The sequence below is a fragment of the Rhodococcus sp. MPR-R1B genome, from assembly GCF_058793255.1.
In genome coordinates, this window is record NZ_JBXAFO010000008.1 from 160,595 (window position 1) to 185,518 (window position 24,924).

At 61.7% G+C, this 24,924-nt stretch carries 27 protein-coding genes and 1 riboswitch; of the genes, 12 read left to right on the forward strand and 15 right to left on the reverse strand.

The features are described 5' to 3' along the window. Positions 1-26: 26 nt before the first annotated feature. Both AC1Q61_RS13870 and AC1Q61_RS13875 read right to left on the reverse strand, forming a co-directional pair. Positions 27-497: a 5' nucleotidase, NT5C type gene (locus AC1Q61_RS13870; protein WP_042924209.1), complete on the reverse strand. Its 471-nt coding sequence runs from the start codon at positions 495-497 to the stop codon at positions 27-29. A 45-nt stretch (positions 498-542) separates the two neighbouring features. After that, a complete protein-coding gene (locus AC1Q61_RS13875; RefSeq protein WP_042924212.1) occupies positions 543-773 on the reverse strand; it encodes a hypothetical protein in 231 nt (76 codons plus the stop codon). A 61-nt stretch (positions 774-834) separates the two neighbouring features. On the opposite strand from AC1Q61_RS13875, the gene yczR reads away from it, so the two are divergent. Both yczR and AC1Q61_RS13885 read left to right on the forward strand, forming a co-directional pair. Next, on the forward strand, positions 835-2,310 hold the full coding sequence (yczR, locus tag AC1Q61_RS13880) for a MocR-like transcription factor YczR (protein WP_492651111.1): 1,476 nt from the start codon (positions 835-837) through the stop codon (positions 2,308-2,310). 47 nt (positions 2,311-2,357) lie between these two features. Next, on the forward strand, positions 2,358-3,461 hold the full coding sequence (locus AC1Q61_RS13885; protein WP_073513519.1) for a class I SAM-dependent methyltransferase: 1,104 nt from the start codon (positions 2,358-2,360) through the stop codon (positions 3,459-3,461). A 60-nt stretch (positions 3,462-3,521) separates the two neighbouring features. On the opposite strand, the gene AC1Q61_RS13890 is transcribed toward AC1Q61_RS13885, so the two are convergent. The 3 genes from AC1Q61_RS13890 to AC1Q61_RS13900 all read right to left on the reverse strand — a co-directional run bounded on the left by AC1Q61_RS13890 (position 3,522) and on the right by AC1Q61_RS13900 (position 8,526). Beyond that, positions 3,522-4,622: a CaiB/BaiF CoA transferase family protein gene (locus AC1Q61_RS13890; RefSeq protein WP_042924245.1), complete on the reverse strand. Its 1,101-nt coding sequence runs from the start codon at positions 4,620-4,622 to the stop codon at positions 3,522-3,524. A gap of 107 nt (positions 4,623-4,729) precedes the next feature. Then, on the reverse strand, positions 4,730-6,796 hold the full coding sequence (locus AC1Q61_RS13895; protein WP_042924214.1) for an ABC transporter ATP-binding protein: 2,067 nt from the start codon (positions 6,794-6,796) through the stop codon (positions 4,730-4,732). After that, positions 6,793-8,526: an ABC transporter ATP-binding protein gene (locus AC1Q61_RS13900; protein ID WP_007726810.1), complete on the reverse strand. Its 1,734-nt coding sequence runs from the start codon at positions 8,524-8,526 to the stop codon at positions 6,793-6,795. The genes AC1Q61_RS13895 and AC1Q61_RS13900 overlap by 4 nt, the downstream gene beginning before the upstream one ends. 320 nt (positions 8,527-8,846) lie before the next feature. Here AC1Q61_RS13900 and AC1Q61_RS13905 point away from each other — a divergent pair, with 320 nt between their 5' ends. From AC1Q61_RS13905 to AC1Q61_RS13930, 6 genes are all read left to right on the forward strand, one after another. Next, complete coding sequence (locus AC1Q61_RS13905; protein WP_003944443.1) at positions 8,847-8,969, forward strand: hypothetical protein; 123 nt, start codon at positions 8,847-8,849, stop codon at positions 8,967-8,969. A 210-nt stretch (positions 8,970-9,179) separates the two neighbouring features. Further along, a complete protein-coding gene (locus tag AC1Q61_RS13910) occupies positions 9,180-9,302 on the forward strand; it encodes a hypothetical protein (RefSeq protein WP_019749478.1) in 123 nt (40 codons plus the stop codon). 362 nt (positions 9,303-9,664) lie between these two features. Beyond that, on the forward strand, positions 9,665-9,811 hold the full coding sequence (locus tag AC1Q61_RS13915; RefSeq protein ID WP_007726811.1) for a hypothetical protein: 147 nt from the start codon (positions 9,665-9,667) through the stop codon (positions 9,809-9,811). A gap of 240 nt (positions 9,812-10,051) precedes the next feature. Further along, complete coding sequence (locus tag AC1Q61_RS13920; protein WP_252194316.1) at positions 10,052-11,557, forward strand: GGDEF domain-containing protein; 1,506 nt, start codon at positions 10,052-10,054, stop codon at positions 11,555-11,557. Positions 11,558-11,597: 40 nt separating this feature from the next. Continuing rightward, complete coding sequence (gene purT / locus AC1Q61_RS13925) at positions 11,598-12,833, forward strand: formate-dependent phosphoribosylglycinamide formyltransferase (RefSeq protein ID WP_051649681.1); 1,236 nt, start codon at positions 11,598-11,600, stop codon at positions 12,831-12,833. Next, positions 12,830-13,312 carry a DUF456 domain-containing protein gene (locus AC1Q61_RS13930; protein ID WP_042924222.1) on the forward strand — a complete coding sequence of 161 codons (483 nt, stop codon included), beginning with the start codon at positions 12,830-12,832 and terminating at the stop codon, positions 13,310-13,312. Before purT ends, AC1Q61_RS13930 begins: the two co-directional genes overlap by 4 nt. On the opposite strand, the gene AC1Q61_RS13935 is transcribed toward AC1Q61_RS13930, so the two are convergent. Continuing rightward, positions 13,216-14,055, reverse strand: coding sequence for an amidohydrolase family protein (locus tag AC1Q61_RS13935; protein WP_223304639.1), 840 nt, complete (start codon positions 14,053-14,055; stop codon positions 13,216-13,218). The two genes, AC1Q61_RS13930 and AC1Q61_RS13935, sit on opposite strands and share 97 nt — an antisense overlap. A 109-nt stretch (positions 14,056-14,164) precedes the next feature. Then, positions 14,165-15,562: an FAD-dependent oxidoreductase gene (locus tag AC1Q61_RS13940; protein ID WP_003944405.1), complete on the reverse strand. Its 1,398-nt coding sequence runs from the start codon at positions 15,560-15,562 to the stop codon at positions 14,165-14,167. Positions 15,563-15,792: 230 nt separating this feature from the next. Between AC1Q61_RS13940 and AC1Q61_RS13945 the strand changes: the two genes are divergently transcribed. From AC1Q61_RS13945 to AC1Q61_RS13955, 3 genes are read left to right on the forward strand one after another with little or no spacing between them, the layout of a single operon-like run. After that, positions 15,793-16,218 carry an Rv0361 family membrane protein gene (locus tag AC1Q61_RS13945; RefSeq protein ID WP_007726820.1) on the forward strand — a complete coding sequence of 142 codons (426 nt, stop codon included), beginning with the start codon at positions 15,793-15,795 and terminating at the stop codon, positions 16,216-16,218. Positions 16,219-16,264: 46 nt separating this feature from the next. Further along, positions 16,265-16,693, forward strand: a complete 429-nt coding sequence (locus AC1Q61_RS13950) for a rhodanese-like domain-containing protein (RefSeq protein WP_007726822.1) — start codon at positions 16,265-16,267, stop codon at positions 16,691-16,693. Beyond that, a complete protein-coding gene (locus AC1Q61_RS13955; protein ID WP_172403504.1) occupies positions 16,690-17,913 on the forward strand; it encodes an O-succinylhomoserine sulfhydrylase in 1,224 nt (407 codons plus the stop codon). Before AC1Q61_RS13950 ends, AC1Q61_RS13955 begins: the two co-directional genes overlap by 4 nt. Before the next feature lie 53 nt (positions 17,914-17,966). Here the strand turns inward: AC1Q61_RS13955 and AC1Q61_RS13960 are convergent, their stop codons facing one another. The 8 genes from AC1Q61_RS13960 to AC1Q61_RS13995 all read right to left on the reverse strand — a co-directional run bounded on the left by AC1Q61_RS13960 (position 17,967) and on the right by AC1Q61_RS13995 (position 24,534). Beyond that, the gene (locus AC1Q61_RS13960; RefSeq protein WP_007726825.1) at positions 17,967-18,551 is read right to left on the reverse strand and encodes an alternate-type signal peptide domain-containing protein; all 585 of its coding nucleotides are present in this window, start codon (positions 18,549-18,551) and stop codon (positions 17,967-17,969) included. Further along, positions 18,551-20,164, reverse strand: a complete 1,614-nt coding sequence (locus AC1Q61_RS13965; RefSeq protein WP_042924227.1) for a signal peptidase I — start codon at positions 20,162-20,164, stop codon at positions 18,551-18,553. The genes AC1Q61_RS13960 and AC1Q61_RS13965 overlap by 1 nt, the downstream gene beginning before the upstream one ends. Positions 20,165-20,170: 6 nt before the next feature. After that, positions 20,171-20,770, reverse strand: coding sequence for a hypothetical protein (locus AC1Q61_RS13970; protein WP_042924228.1), 600 nt, complete (start codon positions 20,768-20,770; stop codon positions 20,171-20,173). After that, positions 20,757-21,419, reverse strand: coding sequence for a signal peptidase I (locus AC1Q61_RS13975; RefSeq protein ID WP_039972748.1), 663 nt, complete (start codon positions 21,417-21,419; stop codon positions 20,757-20,759). Before AC1Q61_RS13975 ends, AC1Q61_RS13970 begins: the two co-directional genes overlap by 14 nt. 30 nt (positions 21,420-21,449) lie before the next feature. Beyond that, positions 21,450-22,037, reverse strand: coding sequence for a hypothetical protein (locus AC1Q61_RS13980; RefSeq protein WP_128638010.1), 588 nt, complete (start codon positions 22,035-22,037; stop codon positions 21,450-21,452). A 7-nt stretch (positions 22,038-22,044) separates the two neighbouring features. Then, complete coding sequence (locus tag AC1Q61_RS13985) at positions 22,045-22,623, reverse strand: alternate-type signal peptide domain-containing protein (protein WP_007726829.1); 579 nt, start codon at positions 22,621-22,623, stop codon at positions 22,045-22,047. Positions 22,624-22,913: 290 nt separating this feature from the next. Beyond that, a complete protein-coding gene (locus tag AC1Q61_RS13990; protein WP_003944345.1) occupies positions 22,914-23,729 on the reverse strand; it encodes an HAD-IIA family hydrolase in 816 nt (271 codons plus the stop codon). A gap of 37 nt (positions 23,730-23,766) precedes the next feature. After that, entirely contained in the window at positions 23,767-24,534 is a 768-nt protein-coding gene (locus AC1Q61_RS13995) for a sulfite exporter TauE/SafE family protein (protein ID WP_003944404.1), read from the reverse strand. 199 nt (positions 24,535-24,733) lie between these two features. After that, positions 24,734-24,828: riboswitch (SAM riboswitch) on the forward strand. 7 nt (positions 24,829-24,835) lie between these two features. Here AC1Q61_RS13995 and AC1Q61_RS14000 point away from each other — a divergent pair. After that, on the forward strand, positions 24,836-24,913 hold the full coding sequence (locus AC1Q61_RS14000; RefSeq protein WP_374195723.1) for a putative leader peptide: 78 nt from the start codon (positions 24,836-24,838) through the stop codon (positions 24,911-24,913). Positions 24,914-24,924 lie beyond the last annotated feature (11 nt).

A 24,924-nucleotide genomic window follows, 5' to 3' on the forward strand; every position in this document is an offset into this window, starting at 1 on the left:
GCAAGCATGAGCGGGGATTTCGTGTTTCAAGCCAGCTTCGACAAGTGCGCGGTGACGGTCTTCCAGTCGGGAAACTTGGTGCTGCCGAACTTGATCCACTCGCCCTCGAATCGATCTGCTCCGTTTGCTCCGCGGTCGTCGACGAGGTAGTCCCCCCGATTGAGGTGTTTGTGGTGCGAGAGGATCAGACGTTTGTACGCGACGCTGCCTTCCTCCATTCCGAGGTGCTCTTGGACCCACAGAACCTTGTCGTGCCAGGCTGTGGCGTTCTTCCACGGCGCTGTCGAGAGGATGTAGGTGTCGAACTGCTGTGCCAGTTGGTGGTAGGCGTCGATAGCGCCGTCGAGAGGATCCATGCGAGAGAAGATGTGCGGCGCTTCGTCGAGGTCGTTCTGGTACTTCTCTCGGACGCTGTGGGTCAGGCGATCGATGCCCGACTGGAAGTTGACCAAGGTGTTGTCGAGATCGATATAGAGAATCTTTTTGGAAGCCGGCATGGGAACCCTCTCTGGAGACTTTCTGAGTGCGAAAAGAGTCCAGTTTTACCCAACTGGACTGAGATCAGTGAATTCTTCCCCCTGATCACAATCGCACGGGGGTCTGACAGCGTCGTTCTCGCGGTCTGAAGTCTTGTCGTGGAAGATGCCGCCGAGGGGTGCTGCCAGGCGAAACTGCTCCAACCGAATGTATGTACCTTCACCTTCGGCGGGCGCGAAGAAGTAGACGAGTGCCACGAAGAGTCCGATGCCGATCAGGGTTGCGAAGGTAGTCATGGACATATGATCAACTCGACTGGTATTGAGTTACATAGCCAAGTTGTCGATACTGGACTGCATGATGACTCGAGTTCTCGGTGCCCGTTCGCTTGCGCGCGATCTGGGATCCTGGCAGGAAGAGTCCGGACGCAGGCCCGCGTACCGTGCGCTTGCCGACGGTATCCGCCTGCTCGTGCACGACGGTCGCGTTCCGCTGGGAGTCGCACTGCCGGGTGAGCGTGAACTTGCGGCGGTACTCGAACTCAGTCGAACCACGATCACGTCGTCGTACTCGGTGCTGCGAGACGAGGGGTACCTGATCAGCAGGCAGGGTTCGCGAAGCACCGTGGCATTGCCTGCCGGCGCGCGGCCGAACGGGTTGATGTTCCGCTCCCATCAACCCGGGCCGAGTGGACCCGTCGTCGACCTCAGTTACGCGGCGATGGCAGCTCCCGCCGCTCAGGTCGAACTGGCGTATGCGTCTGCGCTGCAGGAACTTCCGAACTTCCTTCCCACACACGGGATGGAACCGGTCGGGATCGCCGACTTGCGTGACGTGATCGCGCAGCGCTACACGGCGCGGGGTCTTCCCACCACCGCCGAACAGATCATGGTGACCTCGGGTGCGCAGCACGCGCTTCGATTGTTGCTGTCGGTGCTCACCTCACCCGGCGAGCGAGTGCTGGTCGATCATCCGACGTACCCCAATGCGCTGGAAGCGATTCGGCGAAACGGCGCTCGGCCCGTACCGGTTCCGGTCCGACCGGAGTTCGCGGCAGCCGGAGCCTGGGATCTCGACGGGATTCGTAGTGCAGCAAGGCAAACCGCTGCCAGAATGGCATACCTGATCCCCGACTTTCACAACCCGACCGGCCTCTGCATGGACTCTTCCGGCCGCGCCGAGCTTGCGAAGATTGCGCACGAAACGCGAATGACTCTGGTCGTCGACGAGACGATGGTGGATCTGTGGCTCGACGCACCACCGCCGGCGCCGGTCGCCTCACATGGGCGAGGCGCAGCGAAAACCGAAGTGGTGACGCTCGGTTCGACCGCGAAGTCGCTGTGGGGCGGGCTACGTGTCGGTTGGATTCGCGCCGATGCCGCGCTCATCACCCAGTTGGTGGGGGCGCGTGCCGCGGTCGACCTCGGTACTCCCGTCATGGATCAGTTGGCAGCCGCCTACTTGCTCGCCGACGACCGCTCGTTGCTCGAACAGCGTCGCGAAGTTCTGCGAGAACAGCGTGCGGTACTCCTCGGTGCGGTGGCCGAGCATCTGCCGGACTGGCGTCCCACCATCGGTTCCGGCGGAATGTCGGTCTGGATGCGAATGTCCGCGCCCGTCTCGACGGCGTTGGCGGCGGTGGCACCCAATTTCGGCGTACTCCTTGCCGCCGGCCCCCGTTTCGGCGTAGAAGGTGCGTTCGAACGATTCATCCGCGTGCCGTACGCACGTTCTGCCGAGGACCTCATTCGCGGCGTTGCGTCCATCGCCGCTGCGTACGACACTCTCGCGACGGATCGCGACACGGCAGACCAACGAATGGTCGTCGTCTGAGAACTGGGTACACACCCTGAAAGTGGTGTGAAACCAGGAGGTAGGGCATGACGGCGGTAGACGGTACAGGCGCAGCGGGAACCAGTGCGGCGGAAGCGCTCGCAGAACGATTGTTCGCGGCCACGCTCGGGGCATCGGAGCTGCAGGCCGTGTATCTGGGCGACCGGTTGGGCTGGTACCGCGCGCTGAGCGATCACGGCCCGCTCACGTCGACGGAGCTGGCGGACCGGACAGGGACCGTCGAAAGATATGCGCGGGAGTGGCTCGAGCAGCAGGCCGTCGCCGGTTATGTGGACGTCAATTCGGATGCCGATCGCCGGTACAGCCTGCCGCAGGCCCACGCCGATGTTCTGGTCGACGACGAGAACCTTCTTTTCCTGGCGCCGCTGGCCAGGCTGTTCGTCGCGACGACGTCGTCGATGCCACGTCTACTCGACGCTTATCGTCACGGTGGGGGAGTCACGTGGGAATCGATGGGCCCCGATGCTCGCGAGGGTCAGGCGCTACTCAATCGGCCGATGTATCTCCATCAGCTCTGTCAGCAGTTTCTGCCGGTGGTCACCGACCTGCACGCCACACTTTCGGACGGCGGGCAGGTCGCTGATCTCGGGATGGGGGAGGGCTGGTCGTCGATCGCGCTCGCCCTCGGATACCCGAAGATCGAAGTGCACGGCTTCGACGTCGACGCGGCGTCGGTGAACGCTGCCCGTCGTAACGCTCATGATCGGGGGGTGGACGACCGCGTGCATTTCTCGTTGGTCGACGTCGCCGGACAGGCTCCTGAGGCCGGGCGAGCCGATGCCGGGACCTACGACGCCGTCTTCGCTTTCGAGTGCCTTCACGACGTTCCGGATCCGGTGGGTTTTCTTTCCACGGCTCGGGCGATTGCCCAGCCGGGCGCTCCGGTGATCGTGATGGACGAACGAACGGCGGATGAGTTCGATGCCGAGGCGGGTCCGATCGAGCAATTGCTGTACGGATTTTCGCTGACCTGCTGCTTACCGGACAGTCTTTCGCATCCGGGAAGCATTGCCACCGGGACGGTGATGAGGCACTCGACACTCGAAAGCTATGCCAAGGCGGCAGGTTTCGAGCGGGTGGACGTGCTGCCGATCGAGCACGAGATGTTCAGGTTCTACAGGTTGGGCTGACGCCCCGTGCGCCTTTTTGGTTGCAGTAACTACCAAAAAGGCGCACAGGGGCCGAAGGCCCTAGGTCCAGACCGTATCGATATCCGTCGCCTCACGCGCCGGCGCAGCAGGCGTCGTGGTGGGCGTGCGCGAGAAGCGCGGTGCGGGAGCATGCTGGGTGACGCCGTCCAGTTCGATGAGCGAACCGCGAGCCGCGATGTGTTCGTTGGACGGAGCCTCGGCGAAAGTCAGGACAGGGGAGACGCAGGCGTCGGTGCCGAGGAAGATCTTGGCCCACTCGTCGCGAGTCTTGGACAGGAACTTTTCGGTGAAGAGCTTCTTCATGTCGTCCCACTTGGACGTGTCCATCTGGTGAGGGAGCGTCGCGGGATCGAGTTCGAGGCCCTCGAGCAGCAATGCGTAGAACTGCGGTTCGATGGATCCGACGGCCATGTACTTGCCGTCGGAGGTCTCGTAGGTGTCGTAGAACGGAGCGCCGGTGTCGAGGAGATTGACGCCGCGCTCGTCGGACCAGACGCCGCGACCGCGGAATGCCCACATCATGTGGGAGAGCGCGAGGGTTCCGTCGACCATTGCCGCGTCGACGACCTGGCCCTTACCGGACGTCGAGCGCTCGACGAGAGCCGACAGAATGCCGAAGATCAGGAACATGGAACCGCCGCCGAAATCGCCGACCATGTTGAGCGGCGGGACGGGACGTTCACCCTTGCGTCCGATGGCGTTGAGGACACCGGTCAGTGAGATGTAGTTGATGTCGTGACCGGCGGCGTTGGCGAGCGGTCCTTCCTGTCCCCAGCCCGTCATACGGGCGTAGACGAGGCGCGGATTGCGCTCCGAGACCACGTCGGGTCCGAGTCCCATGCGTTCCATGACGCCGGGACGGAAACCCTCGATGAGGACGTCGGCGCGGCCCAAGAGATCGAGCACTTTCGCGACGTCGGCCGGGTCCTTCAGGTTGGCCTCGACGATGCGGCGGCCGCGCTTGATCTGGTCGGTTGCGTTCGAGTCCTGCGGAATCTGCCCTGCGCGCTGCACGATGACGATGTCGGCGCCCATGTCCGCCAACAGTGTCGCGGCGTGCGGGCCCGGTCCCAATCCAGCGAATTCCACGATCCGAATGCCCGCGAGCGGGCCCTTCTTCTCCACAGCTTCTGCAGACACACGCACTCCCAATTCAGACGGTGACAACACTTCTGACCCGACGGTAACGTGTCGAATCGATCAGGTGTGCTCCGGGGCACTGTGTCCACCGAGGGAGGCGCCGATCACTAGACGGCGGCACCCTCGAACTGAGCGTTGTAGAGACGGAAGTACGCGCCCGCCGCTGCGATGAGTTCGTCGTGTGTGCCCTGCTCGACGATCTTGCCCGACTCCATCACGACGATCAGATCGGCGTTACGGATGGTGGAGAGCCGGTGCGCGATGATGAAGCTGGTCCGCCCGACGCGCAACGCGGACATTGCTTGCTGCACAAGCTGTTCCGTACGTGTGTCGACTGAGCTGGTCGCCTCGTCGAGAATCAGCAGCGACGGCTCCGACAGGAATGCTCGGGCAATCGTGATGAGCTGCTTCTCGCCGGAGCTGATGTTCGACGCCTCCTCGTCCAGCACGGTGTCGTAACCGTCCGGGAGCGTGTGGATGAAGCGGTCGACGAAGGCAGCGCGTGCGGCTTCGTGAATCTCGTATTCGCTGGCGTCGAGTCGGCCGTATGCGATGTTGTCGCGGATCGTGCCGCCGAAGAGCCAGGTGTCCTGCAGAACCATGCCGACGTGCTTGCGCAAGTCGGAGCGGCGCATCTGCGAGATGTCGACGTCGTCGAGAGTGATTCGGCCGGAGTCGACTTCGTAGAAGCGCATGAGCAGGTTGACCAAGGTGGTCTTGCCGGCACCGGTGGGCCCGACGATGGCGACCATCTGCCCGGGCCGGGCCGTGAGGTACACGTTCTCGATCAACGGCTTGTCCGGCTCGTACCGGAACGAGACGTTCTCGAACTCGATGTGACCGACGTTGCGATGACGTCCGGCGGGCTCGGGGAGAAGCGGCACGTCGATGTCGGGCGACTGCTCGGGTTCGTCGAGAAGCTCGAAGACCCGCTCCGCCGACGCGGCTCCGGACTGCAGGCTGGTCGACATGGACGCGATCTGCGTCAGTGGCTGGCTGAACTGGCGCGAATAGACGATGAAGGCCTGAACGTCACCGAGTGACATGTTGCCGCTGGCGACCTTGAGAGCGCCGACCACAGCGAGCAGCACGTAGGTGATGTTTCCGACGAAGTTCATGACCGGCATGATCAGGCTGGAGAGGAACTGTGCGCCGAAGGACGCGTCGAGGAGCTTCTTGTTCTGCTCGGCGAATTCACGCTCGGCTTCGGCCTGATGCCCGTACACGCGTACCAGGTCGCGACCGCTGTAGTTCTCCTCGATCTGCGCGTTGATCTTGCCCGTCTCGGTCCACTGAGCCTTGTACAACACCTGTGCTCGCTTGGCGACCCTGGCAACGAGGAGCACCGATACCGGCACCGCGATCAGTGCGATCAGGGCGAGCATCGGAGAGATGACGAACATCATCGTCAGGACGCCGAGGACGGTGAGCACCGACGTCAGGAGCGAGGTCAACGTCGACGACAGCGTCGACGAGATGTTGTCGATGTCGTTGGTGACGCGGCTGAGGATCTCGCCACGCGGCGTCTTGTCGAAGTATGGAAGGGGGAGACGGTGAAGCTTCGCCTCGACCGATGCACGCAGGTTGTAGATGGTCTTCTGGACGATGATGTTGAGGAGGAATGCTTCCAACCAGGCAAGCAGCGACGAGAGCAAGTACACGCCGATCGCGAGCATGACGACCTTGCCGATGGCGTCGAAGTTCAGACCCACACCGGGAACGACGTCGGTCGAGTTGGCGACAAGATCGGCGAACGTCGAATTCCCTGATGCCCGGATGGCGTCTGCGGCCTGCTCGCGGGTCAGTCCGGCGGGCAGGCTCTTGCCGATGAACCCGGCGAAGATGAGGTCTGTCGCGTGACCGAGGATTTTCGGCACTGCGACCGACAGCGCGATGCTGGCGATCGTCGCAACGACGACACAGAAGACTGCAAACTTGTGCGGCTGCAGAAGCGAGAGAAGCCGCTTCATCGTCGCCTTGAAGTGGCGAGGTTTGGTGTCCGTCGCGGTCAGCGCGGGCTTCGGCTCTTTGTCGGGGGTCTCGGGGTTACTCGACTTCGCATCGCCGTCCGCGGATTCAGGTTCGCTCGGGATCTTGGCGAACACCACCGTCGGGGCATCGTCGAAGTACTGGCTGTTGGGGCCGCCCCATGTCGGGTCCTGCGGGCTGGTCATGCGCTCATCTCCGCGGGAATCTGGGAAGCCACGATCTCTTGGTACGTCGGACAGTTGGCCAGAAGGAACTGATGGTCGCCGAGGCCGACCGGCGCACCGTCTTCGAGGACCATGATCTGGTCGGCATCGATGATGGATGCGACGCGCTGAGCCACGATGATGACCGTCGAATGAGTCGAAACCGTCCGGAGTTCGCGTCGGACCGCGGCGTCCGTATGCATGTCGAGAGCGGAGAACGAATCGTCGAAGACGAAGATCCGGGGTCTGCGGACCACCGCTCTGGCGATGGCGAGACGTTGTTTTTGTCCGCCCGAGAGATTGCCGCCGCCCTGGGCGATCGGTGACTCGAGACCGTCGGACAGTTCCCGGACGAAGTCGTCTGCCTGGGCGATGGTGAGGGCTGCCCAGATGTCGTCGTCGGTGGCGGTCGGGTTTCCGTAGCGGATATTGCTCGCGATCGTGCCGGCGAACAGATAGGCCTTCTGGGGCACGTATCCGAAGTTGGCGAAGAGTTCGTCCTGATCCCAGCCACGGACGTCCAAGCCGTCGACCAGGACGGCGCCGGCTGTGACGTCGAAGAGCCGGGGGATGAGTGAGACGAGGGTCGATTTGCCACTGCCCGTACTGCCGACGATCGCGGTGACCGTGCCTGGCATGCATCGCATCGAAACATTCGACAGAACCGGCGTTTCTGCTCCTGGATACGTGAATCCGGCTCCACCGAACTCGACCACGCCGTATGGGCTGGTCGGGCGAAGGGGCTGGGCCGGCGCGGGCACGGTCGCCTCGGTGTCGAGTACTTCGGTGATGCGGTCGGCGCACACGGCGGCGCGGGGGATCACGACGGCCAACATGGTCGCCATGACCACCGACATCAGGATCTGCATGACGTAGGCGAGGAAGGCGCTGATCTGTCCGATCTGCATGTCCCCGGTGTCGACCAGATGCGCGCCGAACCACAGGACCGCCACGCTCGACAGGTTGGCGATCAACATGACGGTGGGCAGCAGAACCGCCTGGTACCGGCCGATGAGGAGCGAAGTGTCGGTCAGTTCCTTGTTGGCCTTGTCGAAGCGGATCGTTTCGTCGGGTTCGCGAACGAAGGCGCGAATGACACGCATACCGGTGAGCTGTTCGCGCAGTGATCGATTGATGTTGTCGATCCGCGTCTGCATCGTCCGGAAATGCGGGATCAGCTTGGCCACCACGACCGAGACGGTGATGCCGAGCAGTGGTACCGAAATCGTCAGGAGCCAGGACATCTGCAGGTTCTCGCGCAGAGCCATGATGATGCCGCCGATGCACATAAGTGGGGCGCTGACGAGCATCGAGGACGTCAGCATGACCAGGGCCTGGATCTGCAGGACGTCGTTGGTGTTGCGTGTGATCAGCGTCGGCGCACCGAAACTGTTGAATTCGCGATCCGAGAAACTGCCGACTGCCTTGTAAAAGGCGCCTCGAACGTCGTGGCCGAAGCCCATCGACGATTTTGCAGCCAGATAGGTCGATGCGACCGACGCGATGATCGACGCAAGCGAGACCAGGAGCATGATCCCGCCGGTGGACATGATGAATCCGGTGTCGCCTCGGGCGACGCCGTCGTCGATGATCCGCGCGTTGAGTGTGGGGAGGACCAACGACGCGATGGCCCCGAAGAGTTGCAGTGCGAGGACCCCGGCAAGCAACCAGCGGTACGGCGGCAGGTACGTCTTGAGGAGTTTTGCTAGCACGACGGTTCCCGGTGAGTTGCCTCGGTTGCCGCTCGTTCGCGATTGATCACACGCACACGGTATGACAGATCGCGGTCGAGGTTGGCACCGACTCTGACGATTGCATCCTTTTGTCCTAATTGACTGTGATCTCGAACACACTCGAATTCGAGATTGGATTCAGGTCACAGCACCTGAACTGCAGGTTTACATATTCATCCAAGGTGTCACGTTTTCGATTGGACAGAAACAAACTGGACGTACGTATTTAGCTTGGCTACAAAGACGTGGAGCGAACAAAACGTGCGCCGCGTCATAGATATTCATGCAAGGAGTCACATATGGGGTCCCTCGGAAACCTCCTCAAGGCCAACGGTATGGGCTGGGGCATTCTCCAGCTTCTGCCCCTGGTCAACATGCTCAAAACCCTTCAGGGGCTGGACACCGCGAGCTCGAACTCCTGACGTTCGACCTCGAGAAATCTTCCGAAACAACACAGGAGTAGTCGCATGACCTCGATTCAGAATCTCGACGCCTTCCTCAAGAGCGTTCTTGCATTCGTGACCAAGTTGAACGCGGGATCGGCAGACGGCTCGGGTTCGGCCGGTTCGGCCGCCGAGTAGTTCTCGGTCCTCACTTCATCTCAACTGCATTCCGACAAAAGGAGGCCCGACATGGGTTCATTCGAAGACTTCAGCGGCGTCGTCAAGACGTTCATTCCGGTGCTCAAGGACCTGTTCACGGCACTCGGTGGTGGCTCTCTCACCCCTGGGACGGGATCGGCGGCCGATAAGTAAGTCCAGTTTGTCCGAAAGTGTGGCTCGCAGTTGTCTGCGGGTCACACTTTTCGGCTTTTCACTGTGAGCTAAATCACATTATGGGACATTCTAGAGGGTGAATTTGCCCTTTGAACTGCAATTATCCGTAAAGGTGTGACCGAAAGTCCGCATTGATAGCTATTAGGTAGCTAGACAAGTGTGGAAAGCCGGTCTATAAATGCAGGCAGCGCCAAGTAAGTGCGCTACATCACAGCTCGGGATGTTGTTCGGGGGGCGGTTCAGCCATCCGTGCGGCAGAAGTTCCCGAACCATCTCGGCCACCGCCTGCGGCCGGAATGGCGCTGGAACATCACATCACCTCACATACAGGAGAACCTCCTATGTTCGGATCACTCAGCACCCTCGGACCCCTGCTCACCGCGCTCGGAGCTTTCCTCAAGTCCGTTCCCACCGAATCGCTGTCCGGCAAGGGCGAGGGCTCGTCCACCGGTTCACTCTCGGGTCTGTCCAGCGGATCCGCCGAGTAGTCATCCCTTCCGGCAGGTCCATTCGGCTCTGCCGATCGGATTGCATGCAGGTGCCCTCTGTCCACTGTCGTGGCCGGAGGGCATCCGCGTTTGCGGAGATGGTCGCAGCTGCCGTTTTGGCATGTGAACACAGAACTGCGAGTGGCAGCACCTGCGTACGATGGTTCGACGACATCGGCATACGGTCACCGCGACGTCCGGTGCTCCCGAATTCAGAGGTTACCGACCGCGAGGTGACGCATGGTAGGGACGAGTCGCTTTCTGCGCCTTCTCCTAGTGCTGGCCGTCGTACTTGCGGCATCGTTGATCGGCATCCTCACGCGCCCACCAGGTTTGCTCGCGACTTTCTGGTGCGCCAACGCCATTCTGCTGGGAATGATGGTCAGATGGCCGGTCCTGATCGAATGGCGGACGTGGATCGCCGCGGCCGTCGGATACGTCTGCGCTGACCTGATTACGGGCAACTCGCTGTCGCTTGCCCTGCAGCTGAACGGGGCCAACCTCGCCGGAGTGACGCTCGGTGTTCTCGTTCTGTACTACTTGAAGCGCACACCGTTCCGATTGGTCGATTCGCAGTCGCTGGTATGGATGGTCTTCGTCTCGTTCGTGGCGGCGACTGGTACCGCGGCCACGGCCGGCGCCTTGGACCGGCTCTCACGCGGTCAGTCCTTTGCCGACACGTTTTTCCACTGGGGTGCCACCGAGGTCATGGCGTACCTGCTGGTCCTTCCTCTCATTCTCACTCTCACCATCCCGTCGAGCCTTGCCGAGTTCCGCAGGAAACTGACCGCCAGAACTGTCGCCGCTCTGAGCGTTCCGCTACTCGCCACTGCAGCCTGCGTGCCGATCGCCCTCAGTATCGAAGGGCCGATTGCGCTGGTCTTGCCGATTCCAGCTCTCCTCTGGTGTGCCACTCGCATCTCGGTTCCGAGCACTGCCTTCGTTTCAGTGGTCTGGTCGGTGTGGTCACTCATGATGGCGGGTAGCGGTCGACTCGACATCGGAGATCAAGCCGCCTCGACGTGGAACGAGGACGTCATCACATCCATAGCGGTCACACTGATCGCGTTGGGGCCGATAGCGGTTGCCTGTGCGACCGAGGAACGCCGTGCTGCCGAGCGTGAGCTCTTCCTTGCCGTCGAATTCGACCATCTGACCGGGGTCCTCTCGCGTGGTGCGTTCCTCGGCCACGCGGAAGCGGAACTTGCCGACGCGGCTCGCACACAATCTCCGGTCGGCCTGCTGATGCTCGACCTGGACCACTTCAAGAGCATCAACGACACGCATGGACATATGACCGGTGACAGCGTTCTCGCGAACTTCGCCGAGCGGGCCGCTGACCGATTGTCGGACGGCGATCTGATCGGAAGGCTCGGCGGCGAGGAGTTCGCCGTTCTGCTTCCGGACTGCAGCTACGCGCGAGCAATCGATGTCGCCGAGGCGGTCCGCGGCGCGCAAGTCGAGTACTCGGCCGTATCAGATGTGACGAGCACCGTCAGCGTCGGCGTCGCGTGGGTCGATCATGCGACGCCGGCGCTGTCGACCCTCATGAGCGTCGCAGACGAGGCTCTGTACGACGCCAAGCGTGCTGGGCGCAACCTCGTGAAAGTGCACCGCGTCGGCAACGACACCGTGCCGCAACGGAATTCCGAGCCGGACACTGCCACCCGCACCTATCGCAAACCTGCGCTACCCCGAACGATCCGGCGAGGATTTGGCCGCGAAGGTGTGGTGGACGGCCGATAACCGCGCTGACCTGCATCGGGATTGGCATATAGTCGCACCCATGCAGCTTGATTCGACGCCTTCGCCCCTGCCGACGCTTCCGCTCCGATTCGGAACCCCACTGACCGAGAACTCCATCCGCGTGATGATGTTGGGATCAGGCGAGTTGGGCAAGGAAGTTGTCATCGCGCTGCAGCGTCTGGGCGTCGAAGTGATTGCGGTGGATCGGTATCCCGATGCCCCTGGGCACCAGGTGGCTCATCGTGCTCATACCGTCGACATGACCGATCCGGAAGCACTGCTTGCCGTCATCGAGTTGGAAAAGCCTCACTTCGTGGTTCCCGAGATCGAGGCCATCGCGACGGATGCGCTTGCACTCGTCGAAGAACGCGGGGGTGCGGTGGTCATTCCGACCGCCCGAGCCACCCAGCTCACGATGAACCGTGAGGGAATCCGTCGGCTCGCGGCCGAGGAGTTGGGCCTGCCCACTTCGCCGTACGCTTTCGCGGACTCGCTTGCCGAAGTGCAGGCAGCGACAGACCGAATCGGTTTCCCGTGCGTCATCAAGCCAGTCATGTCCTCGTCGGGGAAGGGACAGTCGACGGTTCGATCCGCCGAAGATCTCGACGCCGCATGGGATTACGCGATGGCCGGAGGTCGTGTGAATCACGGCCGGGTGATCGTCGAAGGCTTTGTCGATTTCGATTACGAGATAACGCAATTGACAGTTCGAGCCGTCGGTGAGAGCGGTCAGGTCGAGACGTCGTTCTGCGAACCGATCGGGCACCTGCAGGAGGCCGGAGACTACATCGAATCGTGGCAGCCGCAGCAGATGTCCGCGGTTGCCCTCGCCTCGGCCCGAGACGTCGCCGAGAAGGTGACCACGGCTCTGGGCGGGCGAGGCATCTTCGGCGTCGAGCTATTCGTGAAGGGCGACGACGTCTTCTTCTCCGAAGTGAGCCCACGGCCGCACGACACCGGATTGGTGACTCTGCGGACGCAGCGACTTTCGGAGTTCGAACTGCATGCCCGCGCGATCCTGGGCTTGCCGGTCGACACGACGCTCATGTCTCCGGGAGCATCGGCAGTGATCTACGGCGGAGTGGAGGCAAAGGGGATCGGATTCGACGGCGTCGCCGAGGCGCTCGCGGTTCCCGAGACGGACCTGCGGCTCTTCGGCAAGCCGGAGAGCTTCACGCGTCGTCGCATGGGTGTTGCAGTGTCGACGGCCGCCGATGTGCCTACTGCACGCGACCGTGCTCGCGAGGCTGCGTCGAAGGTGCGTCCCGTCGGATGAGTCCAGCGGCCGAGGTCCTCGTCGGGCTGGTCATCCTGGTCGGTCTGATCGGTGTCGTCGTTCCGATTCTCCCGGGGACGCTTCTCGTTTTCGGTGCAATTCTGGTGTGGGCGATCATGACCGGTGGTGCCACGGCGTGGACGGTGTTCGCGCTGTCCGCGCTGGCACTGGTGGTCACCGGGATCGTGAAGTACACGTGGCCGGGCAAGCGGATGAAGTCCGGGGGAGTGCCCAACCTGTCGGTGGTGGTCGGCGGCGTCGTCGGCATCATCGGGTTCTTCGTGATTCCGGTCGTGGGGTTGTTCCTCGGATTCATCGTTGGAACGTATTTCGCGGAACTAGCGCGGCTGCGCCGTTACGACATCGCTTGGTCGTCGACGCTTCACGCGGTGAAGGCAGTCGGATTGTCCATGCTGGTGGAACTGTTCGGAGCGCTGATCGCGGCGGGGCTGTGGCTGGGAGCCGTTGCGTTCACCTGAGCGCAGCGGTACCAGGAGCGGGCGTTGTCGCACATGACCGCGGGCAGGTCGTCGCCGACAGCGTCGGCGATCACGTCCAGGTCGTGGACCTCGAACGCTCGACGTGCCCGTGTACCGGGTAGATCGGTGCCGAACATCAGCGCAGCGGGATTGACCGCGTGGATCTGGCGCAGCACATCGCTGACGTCGGAGATGGTGGTGCGGCCGAACCCGGTGGCTTTGACGCGCACTCCGCGGTCGACGAGGTTGAGGAGATACGGCAGTCCGCGGGTGGACATTCCCAAGTGGTCGATGCTCACCGCGGGCAATTTGGCGAAGACCGGTTCCAACGACAGCAACAGCGTGGCATCGACGTAGAACTCGGCGTGCCAGCCGACCAGATCGAATGCGCGGTTGGCGAGATCGGCGAGCAGACGCAGGTCGGTGGCGCCGCGGCGCAGGTTGAACCGGACGGCACGTACTCCCAGTGCGTCCAGGGCAACGATGTCTTCATCCGTCGCATCGAGCGGCAAAGCAGTGACGCCCACCCAGCCTTCGCCGAGTTCGGACAAGGCAGCTTTCAGGTATTCCTGGTCATTGCCCTGGTACGACGCGGTCACCACCGCGCCGCCGTCAACGCTGAGGCCCTTCAGCGAGGCAATCCGGGCCCGGTAATCGGCCACGGTGAAGGGCTCAGGCAGGTACCCGTGATTCTCGACCAGCGGGAAGCGCGGGTCGATGATATGCACATGGGCGTCAAACACGGGGTCTATTTTGCCCTGTTGCCCTGGGTCCCTGCACACACCACCGGCCCGATGTGACCTGGGTCGCGTCGGGCCGGTGGAGGGCTTCTGTTCAGTTACTTCCGCGCACTCAGTTCGCGCGGTCGGGCTCGGATGCCTTCAGCATGTCGTGACGCTCAACGACCTTGATGCGCTCACGGCCCTCGGGCTCGCCCAGGCTGCGCTCGTGCGCGTCGAGGCGGTACCAGCCCTGCCAGGTCGTGTACGGAACCTGCTTGCCTTCGAGGAACTCGATGACGGCGTTCTCGTCGGGGTTCGCGGCGCCCGCGAAGTCGACGGAGTCCTCGAGAAGATTCGCGACGGTTTCGTTGGCGTCACCCTTGGTGTGGCCGATGAGGCCGACGGGGCCGCGCTTGATCCAGCCGGTGACGTAGGTGGCCGGCATGAACCGGGCTGCGCCCTCGGCGTTGTCGTCGGCGACGACGCGTCCGGCGTCGTTGGGGACGGTGCCGGCCTGGTCGTCGAACGGCAACTGCGTGATGTTCTGCGAGAGGTAACCGACGGCGCGGTACACGGCCTGGACATCCCAGTCCTTGTACGTGCCGGTGCCCTTGACGTTGCCGGTGCCGTCGAGCTGAGTGCGCTCGGTGCGCAGGCCGACGACCTTGCCGTCTTCACCGAGGATCTCCGTGGGAGATTCGAAGAAGTGCAGGAACAGCTTGTGGGGACGGGCTCCGACGTCGCGAATTGCCCAGTCCTGCAGCGTATTCGCAACCATGTCGACCTGCTTGGAGTTGCGGCGAGCCTGCTCGGAACCCTCGTCGTAGTCGATGTCCTCGGGGTCGACGATGACCTCGATGGTCGGCGAGTGGTCGAGTTCGCGCAGTTCGAGAGGGGTGAACTTGGCCTGGGCTGGGCCGCGGCGTCCGAAGACGTGAACCTCGACGGCCTTGTTGTTCTTGAGGCCCTCGTAGACGTTGGCGGGGATCTCGGTCGGCAGCAGTTCGTCGCCGGTCTTGGCGAGAACGCGGGCGATGTCGAGTGCAACGTTGCCGACGCCGAGGACGGCGACCTTCTCGGCTTCGAGCGGCCACGTACGCGGTACGTCGGGGTGGCCGTCGTACCAGGAGACGAAGTCGGCCGCGCCGTAGCTGCCGTCGAGTTCGATGCCCGGGATGCCGAGCGCACGGTCGGCGTTGGCGCCGGTGGAGAAGATGACCGCGTCGTAGAACGACTGCAGGTCGTCGAGGGTGATGTCGGTGCCGTAGTCGATGTTGCCGAGCAGGCGTACCTGAGGCTTGTCGAGCACCTTGTGCAGGGCGGTGATGATGCCCTTGATGCGCGGATGATCGGGCGCGACGCCGTAACGAATCAGGCCGAAGGGCGCGGGCATGCGCTCGAAGAGGTCGATGCTGACGCCGCGGCCGGAAACTGCGGTGTCGGATTTCATGAGGGCGTCGGCGGCGTAGATGCCGGCGGGGCCGGCGCCGACGATCGCGACCCGGAGTGGGCGGTTGGAGTCAGTCATCGTGAGGACAGCTACCTTCTTCGAAGTTCGGACAACATATCGACAAGTATCCAATTTAGCCGAACCTAAGCACAGTGCCTCGGTTGCGGCCGAACGGATCCACACTCTCACTCGATCGGTTGTGGGTAAACCTATTCTTTCCTCCCATTCTCCTGTTGTCTCGGGTATCCGGGGTAGGGGCCTGATCCTTGACGGGCCACAATTTCTAGTTGTGGGGGACTATTGGCGTTATGAGTGACGAGCTGCGCGAATCCGACAACATCGATGGCAAGAAGGCGTCTGCGGGGCCGTTCCTCTTGGCTGTCGCCATCGTCGCCTTGATCCTGGGTGGAATCTTCGTCGCATCGTGGATCTCGCCGGCCGAGGAGAACGTCACCGAGTCGGACCGCGTGAGCCGCTCCGTCACCGACTACGTCGATGCCGAGAATCGGAATGACGCGGAGACGATCAAGACCCTGACCTGCGCGAGCTTCAATTCGAGCAACGGTCCGATGGCCGGCGTCGACGGGACGGTCGAGCTGAAGGGTGTGGACGGGGTCGCGGTCAACGGCGATCGCGCCCGGGCCGACGTGACGATCACCGGTGGCGGAGCGGGCGAGCGAGTCTCGACCTGGGCCCTGACCCGTGACGGCAACCGTTGGGTCGTCTGCAACTGACGGCCCGCTCAGGCGCTCACGGCAGTCTTGTGAAAACATGGACTACGTGAGTTACGCAGGCGATCTGACGCCGGAGCAAGCCTGGGAGCTGCTCCGCGAAAACCCCGACGCCGTGCTGGTCGACGTGCGGACCGATGCGGAGTGGAAGTACGTCGGTGTCCCCGATGTGTCCTCCCTCGGCAAGCAGGCCGCACTGATCGAATGGGTGAGCCACCCGACCGGCGCGCGCAATGACAACTTCGTCGACCAGTTGAAGGAAGCCGGCATCACTGCTGATTCCTCCGGGTCGGAGCGTCCGGTGATTTTCCTGTGTCGATCCGGACAGCGTTCCATCGGTGCGGCGGAAGCTGCGACTGCGGCGGGCATCGGCCCGTCGTACAACGTGCTCGACGGGTTCGAAGGCGCATTGGGTGCCGACGGACATCGCGGACTTGTAGGTTGGCGGGCCATCGGCTTGCCATGGAGGCAGCAGTGAGCGGAATTCCCCAGGGTGGCGCATTTCAACGAGCGCTGCCGGACGACGTCGGTCTCGGCACCCTCGGTGTTCGCGGCGGACTGATGCGTACCGGGTTCGAGGAGACTTCCGAAGCGCTGTTCCTCAACTCCGGATTCGTCTACGAGAGTGCAGAAGCCGCCGAACAAGCCTTCACCGGCGAGGTGGATCATTTTGTCTACTCCCGCTACGGCAACCCGACCGTCAAGATGTTCGAAGAGCGTCTGCGTCTCATCGAAGGTGCAGAAGCCTGCTTTGCGACTGCCAGCGGAATGTCGGCAGTCTTCACGGCGTTGGGCGCACTGTTGGCCAACGGCGACCGATTGGTGGCTGCGCGCAGCCTCTTCGGATCCTGCTTCGTCGTGTGCAACGAGATTCTTCCGCGCTGGGGAGTCGAGGTCGTCTTCGTCGACGGTGAAGACAACGCGCAGTGGGAAGAGGCGCTGTCCGTGCCTACCACGGCAGTGTTCTTCGAGACGCCGTCCAACCCGATGCAATCTCTCGTCGACGTTCGACGGGTGTCGGAGCTTGCTCATGCAGCCGGTGCAAAGGTAGTGCTGGACAACGTCTTCGCGACGCCGCTTCTGCAGCGCAGCCTCGATCTGGGCGCCGACGTCGTTGTGTACTCCGGCACCAAGCACATCGACGGTCAGGGGCGCGTGCTCGGTGGCGCGATTCTCGGAACCGAGGAATACATCAGTGGTCCCGTCCGAGAACTGATGCGGCACACCGGTCCTGCGCTCAGTCCATTCAATGCGTGGACTCTGCTCAAGGGCCTGGAGACGATGCCGGTCCGTATTCGGCACTCCGTGGCTTCGGCACTCGAGATCGCCGAATTCCTCGAAGGACACTCCGGCGTCAAGTGGGTCAAGTATCCGTACCTGACGTCGCATCCGCAGCACGAGCTCGCGAAGTCTCAGATGAGCGGTGGCGGAACGGTTGTCACGTTCGAGCTCGATGCGCCTGACGGAGAGGGCAAGAAGCGGGCGTTCGAGGTTCTCAACGGTCTGCGCGTCATCGACATCTCCAACAACTTGGGAGATTCCAAGTCGTTGATCACTCACCCCGCCACGACGACGCACCGGGCCATGGGTCCGGAAGGCCGTGCAGCAGTGGGTCTTACAGACGGCGTTGTCCGTCTGTCCGTCGGGCTCGAAGACACGGCTGATCTGTTGGCTGATCTGAAGCGAGCTCTGGGGTAGTCCCGCCGTAAACCGCGGAGAGTTTCGAGGGTAGTGCCGTCGAAACTCTCCGCTCAGATTGGCGCCAATTGTTGTGTGACGAGGCTGAGGCCGGCCATGTTCAGGGTTCCACCTGCGCTGAGTGGGTCGTTCGGAAGGATGCTGAACGCCACGGTTACCAGAACGTCTTGGGCATTCTGCGCTGAGGTGAGGTCACTGCGAATCTTGGGAGTCAGTGTGCTGTTGTACAATTCGACGTTCGACTGTGTTGTTACATAGGTTCTGAATGCGTTGACAGTAGTTGGCAGGGTGCCGCCGGCAAGTGATGGGTCCGCGGTTACCGATGCTCGCAACCGAGGGCCAGTAGCTGAAACCGGTGAATAGCAGTAGTAGACGTAGTCGTAGCCTGCCCGCAGTCTGAACGAAGCGATATCGGCAATTTCGGTATAAACGTTCGGGTTGGGGTCTGGTGCGTAGACTCTCTCGGACCACCCGCTCGCGCCGTCTTTGACACACGCCCCTAGTGACAACGTGCCTGCCGTGACCTTCGCGCCGGACAGTGTTTCCTGGTCGACCCATTTTGCGAGTGAGTTCCCCCCGCCGAGCATGACCGCCAGCGCGACGGTCGCTGCAAGCGCACCCTTTATTTGTCTCTGCATCAGGGCACCAAGTCCTCGATCTCGGCCGGAAGTTCGCCCGTTGCTGTCTGTCGCACTCCCGCTCCCGTTGTGAATTCGACGAATTGCGCTCCTGCGGTGCCGATGATCCACAACTGATTGGTGCCGGATAGCCAGTGCAGTACATCGGTCGATTCGATGGACGTGCGATAGATCCGAGTCCCGAGCGCGTCGTACACGTCAAGCAAAATTCCGGTGTCGCTGTGGATTCTGCGGGCGGTATATGAATCCGGACCTGTTGAGACGAGGTCGGATCCGATCTGTGTTTCAGTCAGGGGCGGGGTTGTTGTTATCGCTGTGATCTCGGTAGTGGTCGTGGTTTCCGGTGTTGTGCTCGCAGTAGTCGTCGGCGTGGTTGTAGTCGGTGTCGTTGTGGTCGACGTGGACGTTGATGGAGTCGGTTCGGTGGTACCTGTGGCGGTGGTTGCCGTCGGTGTTGTTGTTGCCGGAGTAGTGGTTACGGTCGACTGAGTCGATGTGGGCGTGGGTGCACTGGCAGCCATTCTGCTGGCGGCGCTGGTTCCGGAAATCTTCGAGCCACAGTATGTTCCACCGAAGAGAAGGCCTTTGGTCAGAGTGAAGCCCGTCCACATAGGGGCCGTCAGTCCGTTTTCAATCGAGTAAATCCGTACTGTAGATGTGCCGCTCAGATCGAGAAGTGCGGGTGGGAGCGTGATGTCGACGCTAGTGGAACTCTGGGTGTTGTCGCTGTACGTGGTTCCGTCGGGCTTGAGTACCAGAACACGATAGGTGTAGGTTCCCGGTCCTGGCGCCGTCCACGTGATTCGAGCACTGGAGGCAAAAAGACCCGGCGAATAGTCCTCGCATGTGAATGTCTGGACTGTGGCGAACTGGCCGGTCTTTGCGGTTGCGGTGTCGGTGATCGCGGCGGCGGTATTACCGATCGGTGACATCACCAGCAGTGCACCCAGTCCGGCAGCTGTAACGAGGATCAATTCCCTCTGCCGCCAGGGTGCTGTGAGGATGCGCGACGAGACCTGCGTCGAACGTGAACGAGGCGAATTGTGTTCGGGCACAGTCGGAGTGTCGTTGGGTATGCCCTCTTCAGGCATGCCGCCGCTCGGTGGACCTTCGCCGCGCGGTGCTGGACGAAATGCGATCATCAACAGGGTGCCGGCGAACAATCCGCCGGCGAAGATTCCGATCGGACCGGACAGCCACGCAAGTACGTAGCCGACTCGACTCATGCTGAATACAACCAGGTCTGCGTCGGCGACCGCGTATGTTTCGCTGTCGGGAGCATTGTTGGCGTCACCTTTGAGTGTCAGTGACGACAGATTGTTGTCCAGCTGATCGATTCCGTACACGCGGTGAGTGAGTCGATCTCCGCCGTTGGTGGTGACACTGACAATGTCGCCAACCGTCAACTCGGATACCGGTTGGGATTTCACAAATGCCAACGAGCCGGTCGGTATCGCGGGAGACATCGAGCCGGATCGAAAGACGACGGGTTTGATGCCGAATGCCAATGACAGTGCTGTGGCGACGATGCACAGAATTCCGAGTACTGCGCCCGTTGTCAGCGCAGCCTGCTTGAGGCGATTGATCGTGTCCGGGCGGTTGGGATGTGACATATCGATTCAGACCGCCGTTCCCACGATGTTGAGTTGCGTATAGGGGAGGTTTCCGCCTGCCGGAGTACCTGCGGCCAGAGTCATTTTCACGCACAGAATCCTGCTGGCCCCAGCGGACAGCGTTATCGGGCTTGCGAGGAGCGCCGCTGTACTGCCACCGCCGACCAGCGCGAGCTCTGCCTTTTGCGCAGTGCCGGAGCACGCCGATCCAGAGGATGTGCTATCCAGATACACCGAGATTTTCAGCGCCGCAGCGAAACTAGGCGGAGTCGATGCGGGAGACTGGGCCGTGATGGCGAGAGAGGCACCGAAGGACCCGGTGTTCTTCACGGTCAGACTCTGTGTCACAGCGGTTGTGGATGTCATGGCGCTCGACGACAGGGTGATGGTGATGTTCTTTGCCTCGGTCACACCAGTGCTCGATGCGACCAGGTTGACGGTTCCCGCGGAGAAGTCTCCTGACGTGGATGTGGCTGTTGCACCCCAGGCCGCCATAGTGCTCAAAGTGCCGACTCCGAGCACCATACCGAGTGAGAGCAGCGCCCGAATACGAGTGCTTCGGGCTCCGGAAAAACGCTGACGCAACGAGCTGTCATTGCCCGCCATGGTGCACACCATCTTTCGTCGATCTGGTTGTTTCCGGATTTGCGGTGTCAGCTGAATCGTCTGGTGCGGATCCTTGTGGCTCGCTCCGGTTCTTGTTGCGAGAGCGCATACTTTCACGTGTCCCGCTGGCGATCATGTACAGCGCGTAAACACCCAGCGTGCCGACTGCAACAGTAAGAATGGTCTTGCGTTGGTCGCCGGTCAACCAACTGTTGACGTGTCCAAGGTAGGGAACGGAATACCACACCTTGCCTCGAATCTGTACGGGGCGTACGGGCTTCTCGTCGGGGGTGTTGTTGGCGTCGCCCTGCGTGATGAACGTGCGTTCGCCTTTGGTGTTGATGCTCATCGAAATGATTCGATGTGTGACAACAGTCGGCTGGCCTGATTCGAGTTGGTAGGTGATAGGCATGCCGACGGTCAGATCGCCCTCGTCCACAGGTTTGACAATGATGAGTGTGCCCGGTTGGTAGGTAGGGCGCATCGAGCCCGTGAGGATCGTAAAACGTTGTGAGCCTGTCACGATCGGTATCACGATCGTGACGACGATGACCGCGCACAGAGCGAACAGTAAAACCCAGGTCACAACTGAGCTGACCCACCACAACGGGCCGGTCCGTTCACGTCGATGGGAGTGTTTCGTGTTCATTCGCTTGTCGCCTGTCATTTTGATCGAGTCCTACACCTGAACTGCTGTGAAGGTGAAAACGAGCTTGGTCGACACCCCGCCCGCTGTGGTTCCTGTCATGTTCACCGACGCGCGCATGCACCAGACCGTGGAACTGCCGTTGGCCAAGGAGATTCCGGGGTTCGCGGGCACCGGATATACGGCGCTTGTTGCCGGTCCCGAATAGACAGAGGTTCCGGCAACGGGTGAGCCTGTTGATACGTTGTTCGGGCAATCCGTGGTGCTCAACACGGTCGATATCTTGAGGTCGAGAACAGGATTTGTGCTGGTGGCAGTCACGGAAGCCAATCTGAATCTCAGACCGGAAGCGTTGGTTGCCGGGTTCAGGATGGTCAGCGGCATCTGCACGGCGGTTGTAGACGTCATCCCAGTCCCCGCGAACGTGCTCCAGGTGTAGGTACTGGCGGCGTTGGCAGCCGTAGAACCCACCTTGAGTGCGAACGTGCTACCACCGGCGGTCAGTACGTCGTTGCTGATCGGGGCAGCGGACTTCCAAAGCGCGCCGGTGCCTTGCGCTGATGCGAACATCAACACAATCACCGACGCGCCCGCAAGGGCTCCCCAAGCTCTCCCCTTCATCGATCGTTTATGCCGGGATGGCTTGCTGTTGCAGCTTGATGGCGAGGTTCGACAAGTTGACCGACGCGCCCTGAGCCACAAGAAGCTGAACGTCAGCGAAGGTCAAAGTCACCTTCACCGTCACAGGTTTGCCGTTGTCGGCTTCGGTCAGTGGGGATGCGGCCGTGACTACGGTGCCGCCTACGGTCACCACCGTTGTTGCCGTGATGTTGTCTTTGAGTTGATTCGCGGTGGCTCCTGGAGCTGCCGTCGTGCCGGCTGTGATGGTGCTCGTGTCCGCTGCGATAGTTGCAGCGAGTCGATCGCCATCTGCGGTGATCGACGTTGTGCAGTCGAAAGTGAGCACTTCGGTCGGCACAATTCGCCATGCGGTGATATCCGCAATCGGCTTCACCGTGGGGTTCGTGGACTGCCACCCCGTTCCGGATACCGGGGCGCAGGGGGCGAGCTGCAACGTGCCCGCTGTGACAGCGCCGCCGCCGCCGACAACTTCGCTGTCACTCCACATTGCGAGCGAGCCGGCACCGCCGAGGAGGAGGGCACCGGCCGCCGCAGCAGCGATCGCACCCTTGGTCTGCTTCTTCATGAAAATCTCATTTCATGTCTGGGACCCGAAATGGGGCCATTCAGACATGAGTATCAGACACGGCAAACGATTCGTTACCACTTTTCGAAAAATCAATTTTACGACTGGAGTCCAACTGTCACTCGGTGTCGAAATGATCTTTGACCTGCGTCTAACTACTCGTTTGTAAGTTTGGTGCGAATAAAACCGTTGGTTTGTTCAGTTGGACAAAGCGGACGAGTCGGAACCTGGCAAATCTGCTGTTTTTTACCAGTTAATTACCGAGTTTCGGTTTTGTTTTGCAATTTGAATCAATTGTTTGTGTTGCTACGGAATGGATCGGTTGTTGTTCCCACAAGATCGGCGACCGACTCGAGGACGATGGTCGGGCGGTAGGGATAGAGCTCTACCGACGCGCGGGTCGAGATCCCGGTCATCACCAGAATCGTCTGCAGTCCGGCTTCGAGGCCACAGACGATGTCGGTATCCATGCGATCGCCGATCATCAACGTATTGGCGGAATGAGCGCCGATGGACCGCAGGGCTGAGCGCATCATCAAGGCGTTGGGCTTGCCGACGTAGTAGGGATCGCGTCCGGTCGCTTTGGTGATGAGTGCCGCGACCGAGCCGGTGGCCGGCAGCGAGCCGTCTCGCGACGGTCCAGTGGCGTCCGGGTTGGTGGCGATGAACCGCGATCCACGCTCGACCAGGCGAATGGCGGTGGTGATTGCCTCGAAGGAGTACGTTCGCGTCTCGCCGAGGACGACGTAGTCGGGGTCGCTGTCCGTCAGGACGTAACCGATGTCGTGCAGGGCGGTGGTCAGGCCCGATTCGCCGACCACGTAGGCGCTGCCGCCCGGCCGCTGGTTGGCCAGGAACGTCGCGGTTGCGAGCGCTGACGTCCAGATCGACTTCTCCGGGATGTCGAGTCCCGAATTGAGCAGGCGTGCTCGCAGGTCACGCGGGGTGCGGATGGAGTTGTTGGTGAGCACCATGTACGGGATGTCGTTCGACGCCAGCTCTGCCAGGAACGTGTCCGCTCCAGGTATCAAGTGCTCCTCGTGGACGAGAACCCCGTCCATGTCCATGAGGTAGGTCCAACCGGTCTGATCTTCTGTACTGGTCATTACTCCAGTATGTGCGGGTGGCGCCCGATGTGGGCGGTCAAGCGAGAAGGCGCCACAGTCCGATCAGGCCGACGACGACAATCGTGTAGCGCAATGCAGTGGGGGACAGGCGCCGTCCGTAGCGGGCACCGAGAACGCCACCACCGAGTGAGCCGACGGCGATCAAACCGGCTGCTGCCCAATTGATCTGATCGAATGCCAGAGTGATGTACATCCCTGCTGCAACGATGTTGACGAGCAGCGACAGCAGGTTCTTCGCGCCGTTCATGCGCTGGAGGGTTTCCGGGAGGATGGCACCCATCACACCGATGAGAAGGATGCCCTGCGCGGCAGTGAAGTACCCGCCGTAGATGCCGACTGCAAAAGTGCCGGCGGTCAGGAGCATCAGCCTCTTGGTGGACAGCGTCGTTTCTTCGGTGGAACGCTTCTTGGCCCACGCCTGGATGCGTGGTTGGAGGAGGACGAGCGCGAGAGCGAGGACCAGCAGCACCGGAACGATGGTCTCGAACAGTTTCTCGGGTAGATGCATGAGCAACCACGAACCGAGTAGTGCCCCGGCGAGTGACGCCGGAATCTGCCACTTCAGTCGATCCCACTGTCCGGACAGCTCACGTCGGTAGCCCCAGGTACCCGAAACTCCGCCGGCGACGAGCCCGACCGCGTTGGACATGGTTGCGGTCACGGGCGGCATGCCGAAGGCGACCAGCGTCGGGAACGTGATCAGCGTTCCACTGCCGACCACGGCGTTGATCGCGCCCGCGCCGATACCGGCCAACAAGATGAAGAAAGCGTCGAGTCCACTCACTCCGCAGACGGTACGGCAGAGGAAAAGTCAGTCCGGACGGCGGTCCCGGTCTTCATTCGAACGCTCCATTCAACACGCCGAACGCGGCTGCGGACACCGTTGGAATCAATGCGATTTCAACATCGTGGACCCTTCATTTCCCTTGCAGTGCAGGGAAATACAACATTTGACGACTCGACATTTCGGGTCTAGTCTTTGCTCACCATCCAGAGCGACCGAGAGACCTGGCTCGTCGACGTCGCAGCAACCCCCCGAGTGATCGGGAGCGGGTGCTACCGCCAGGACCGATGGAAGGCATCACATGGTTACCACTTCGCACGCTGCGCACAAGCGACGTCACATCGATCTGTGCCGCACCGCTTCGTGTCACTGTCGATGACCGAACTCTCG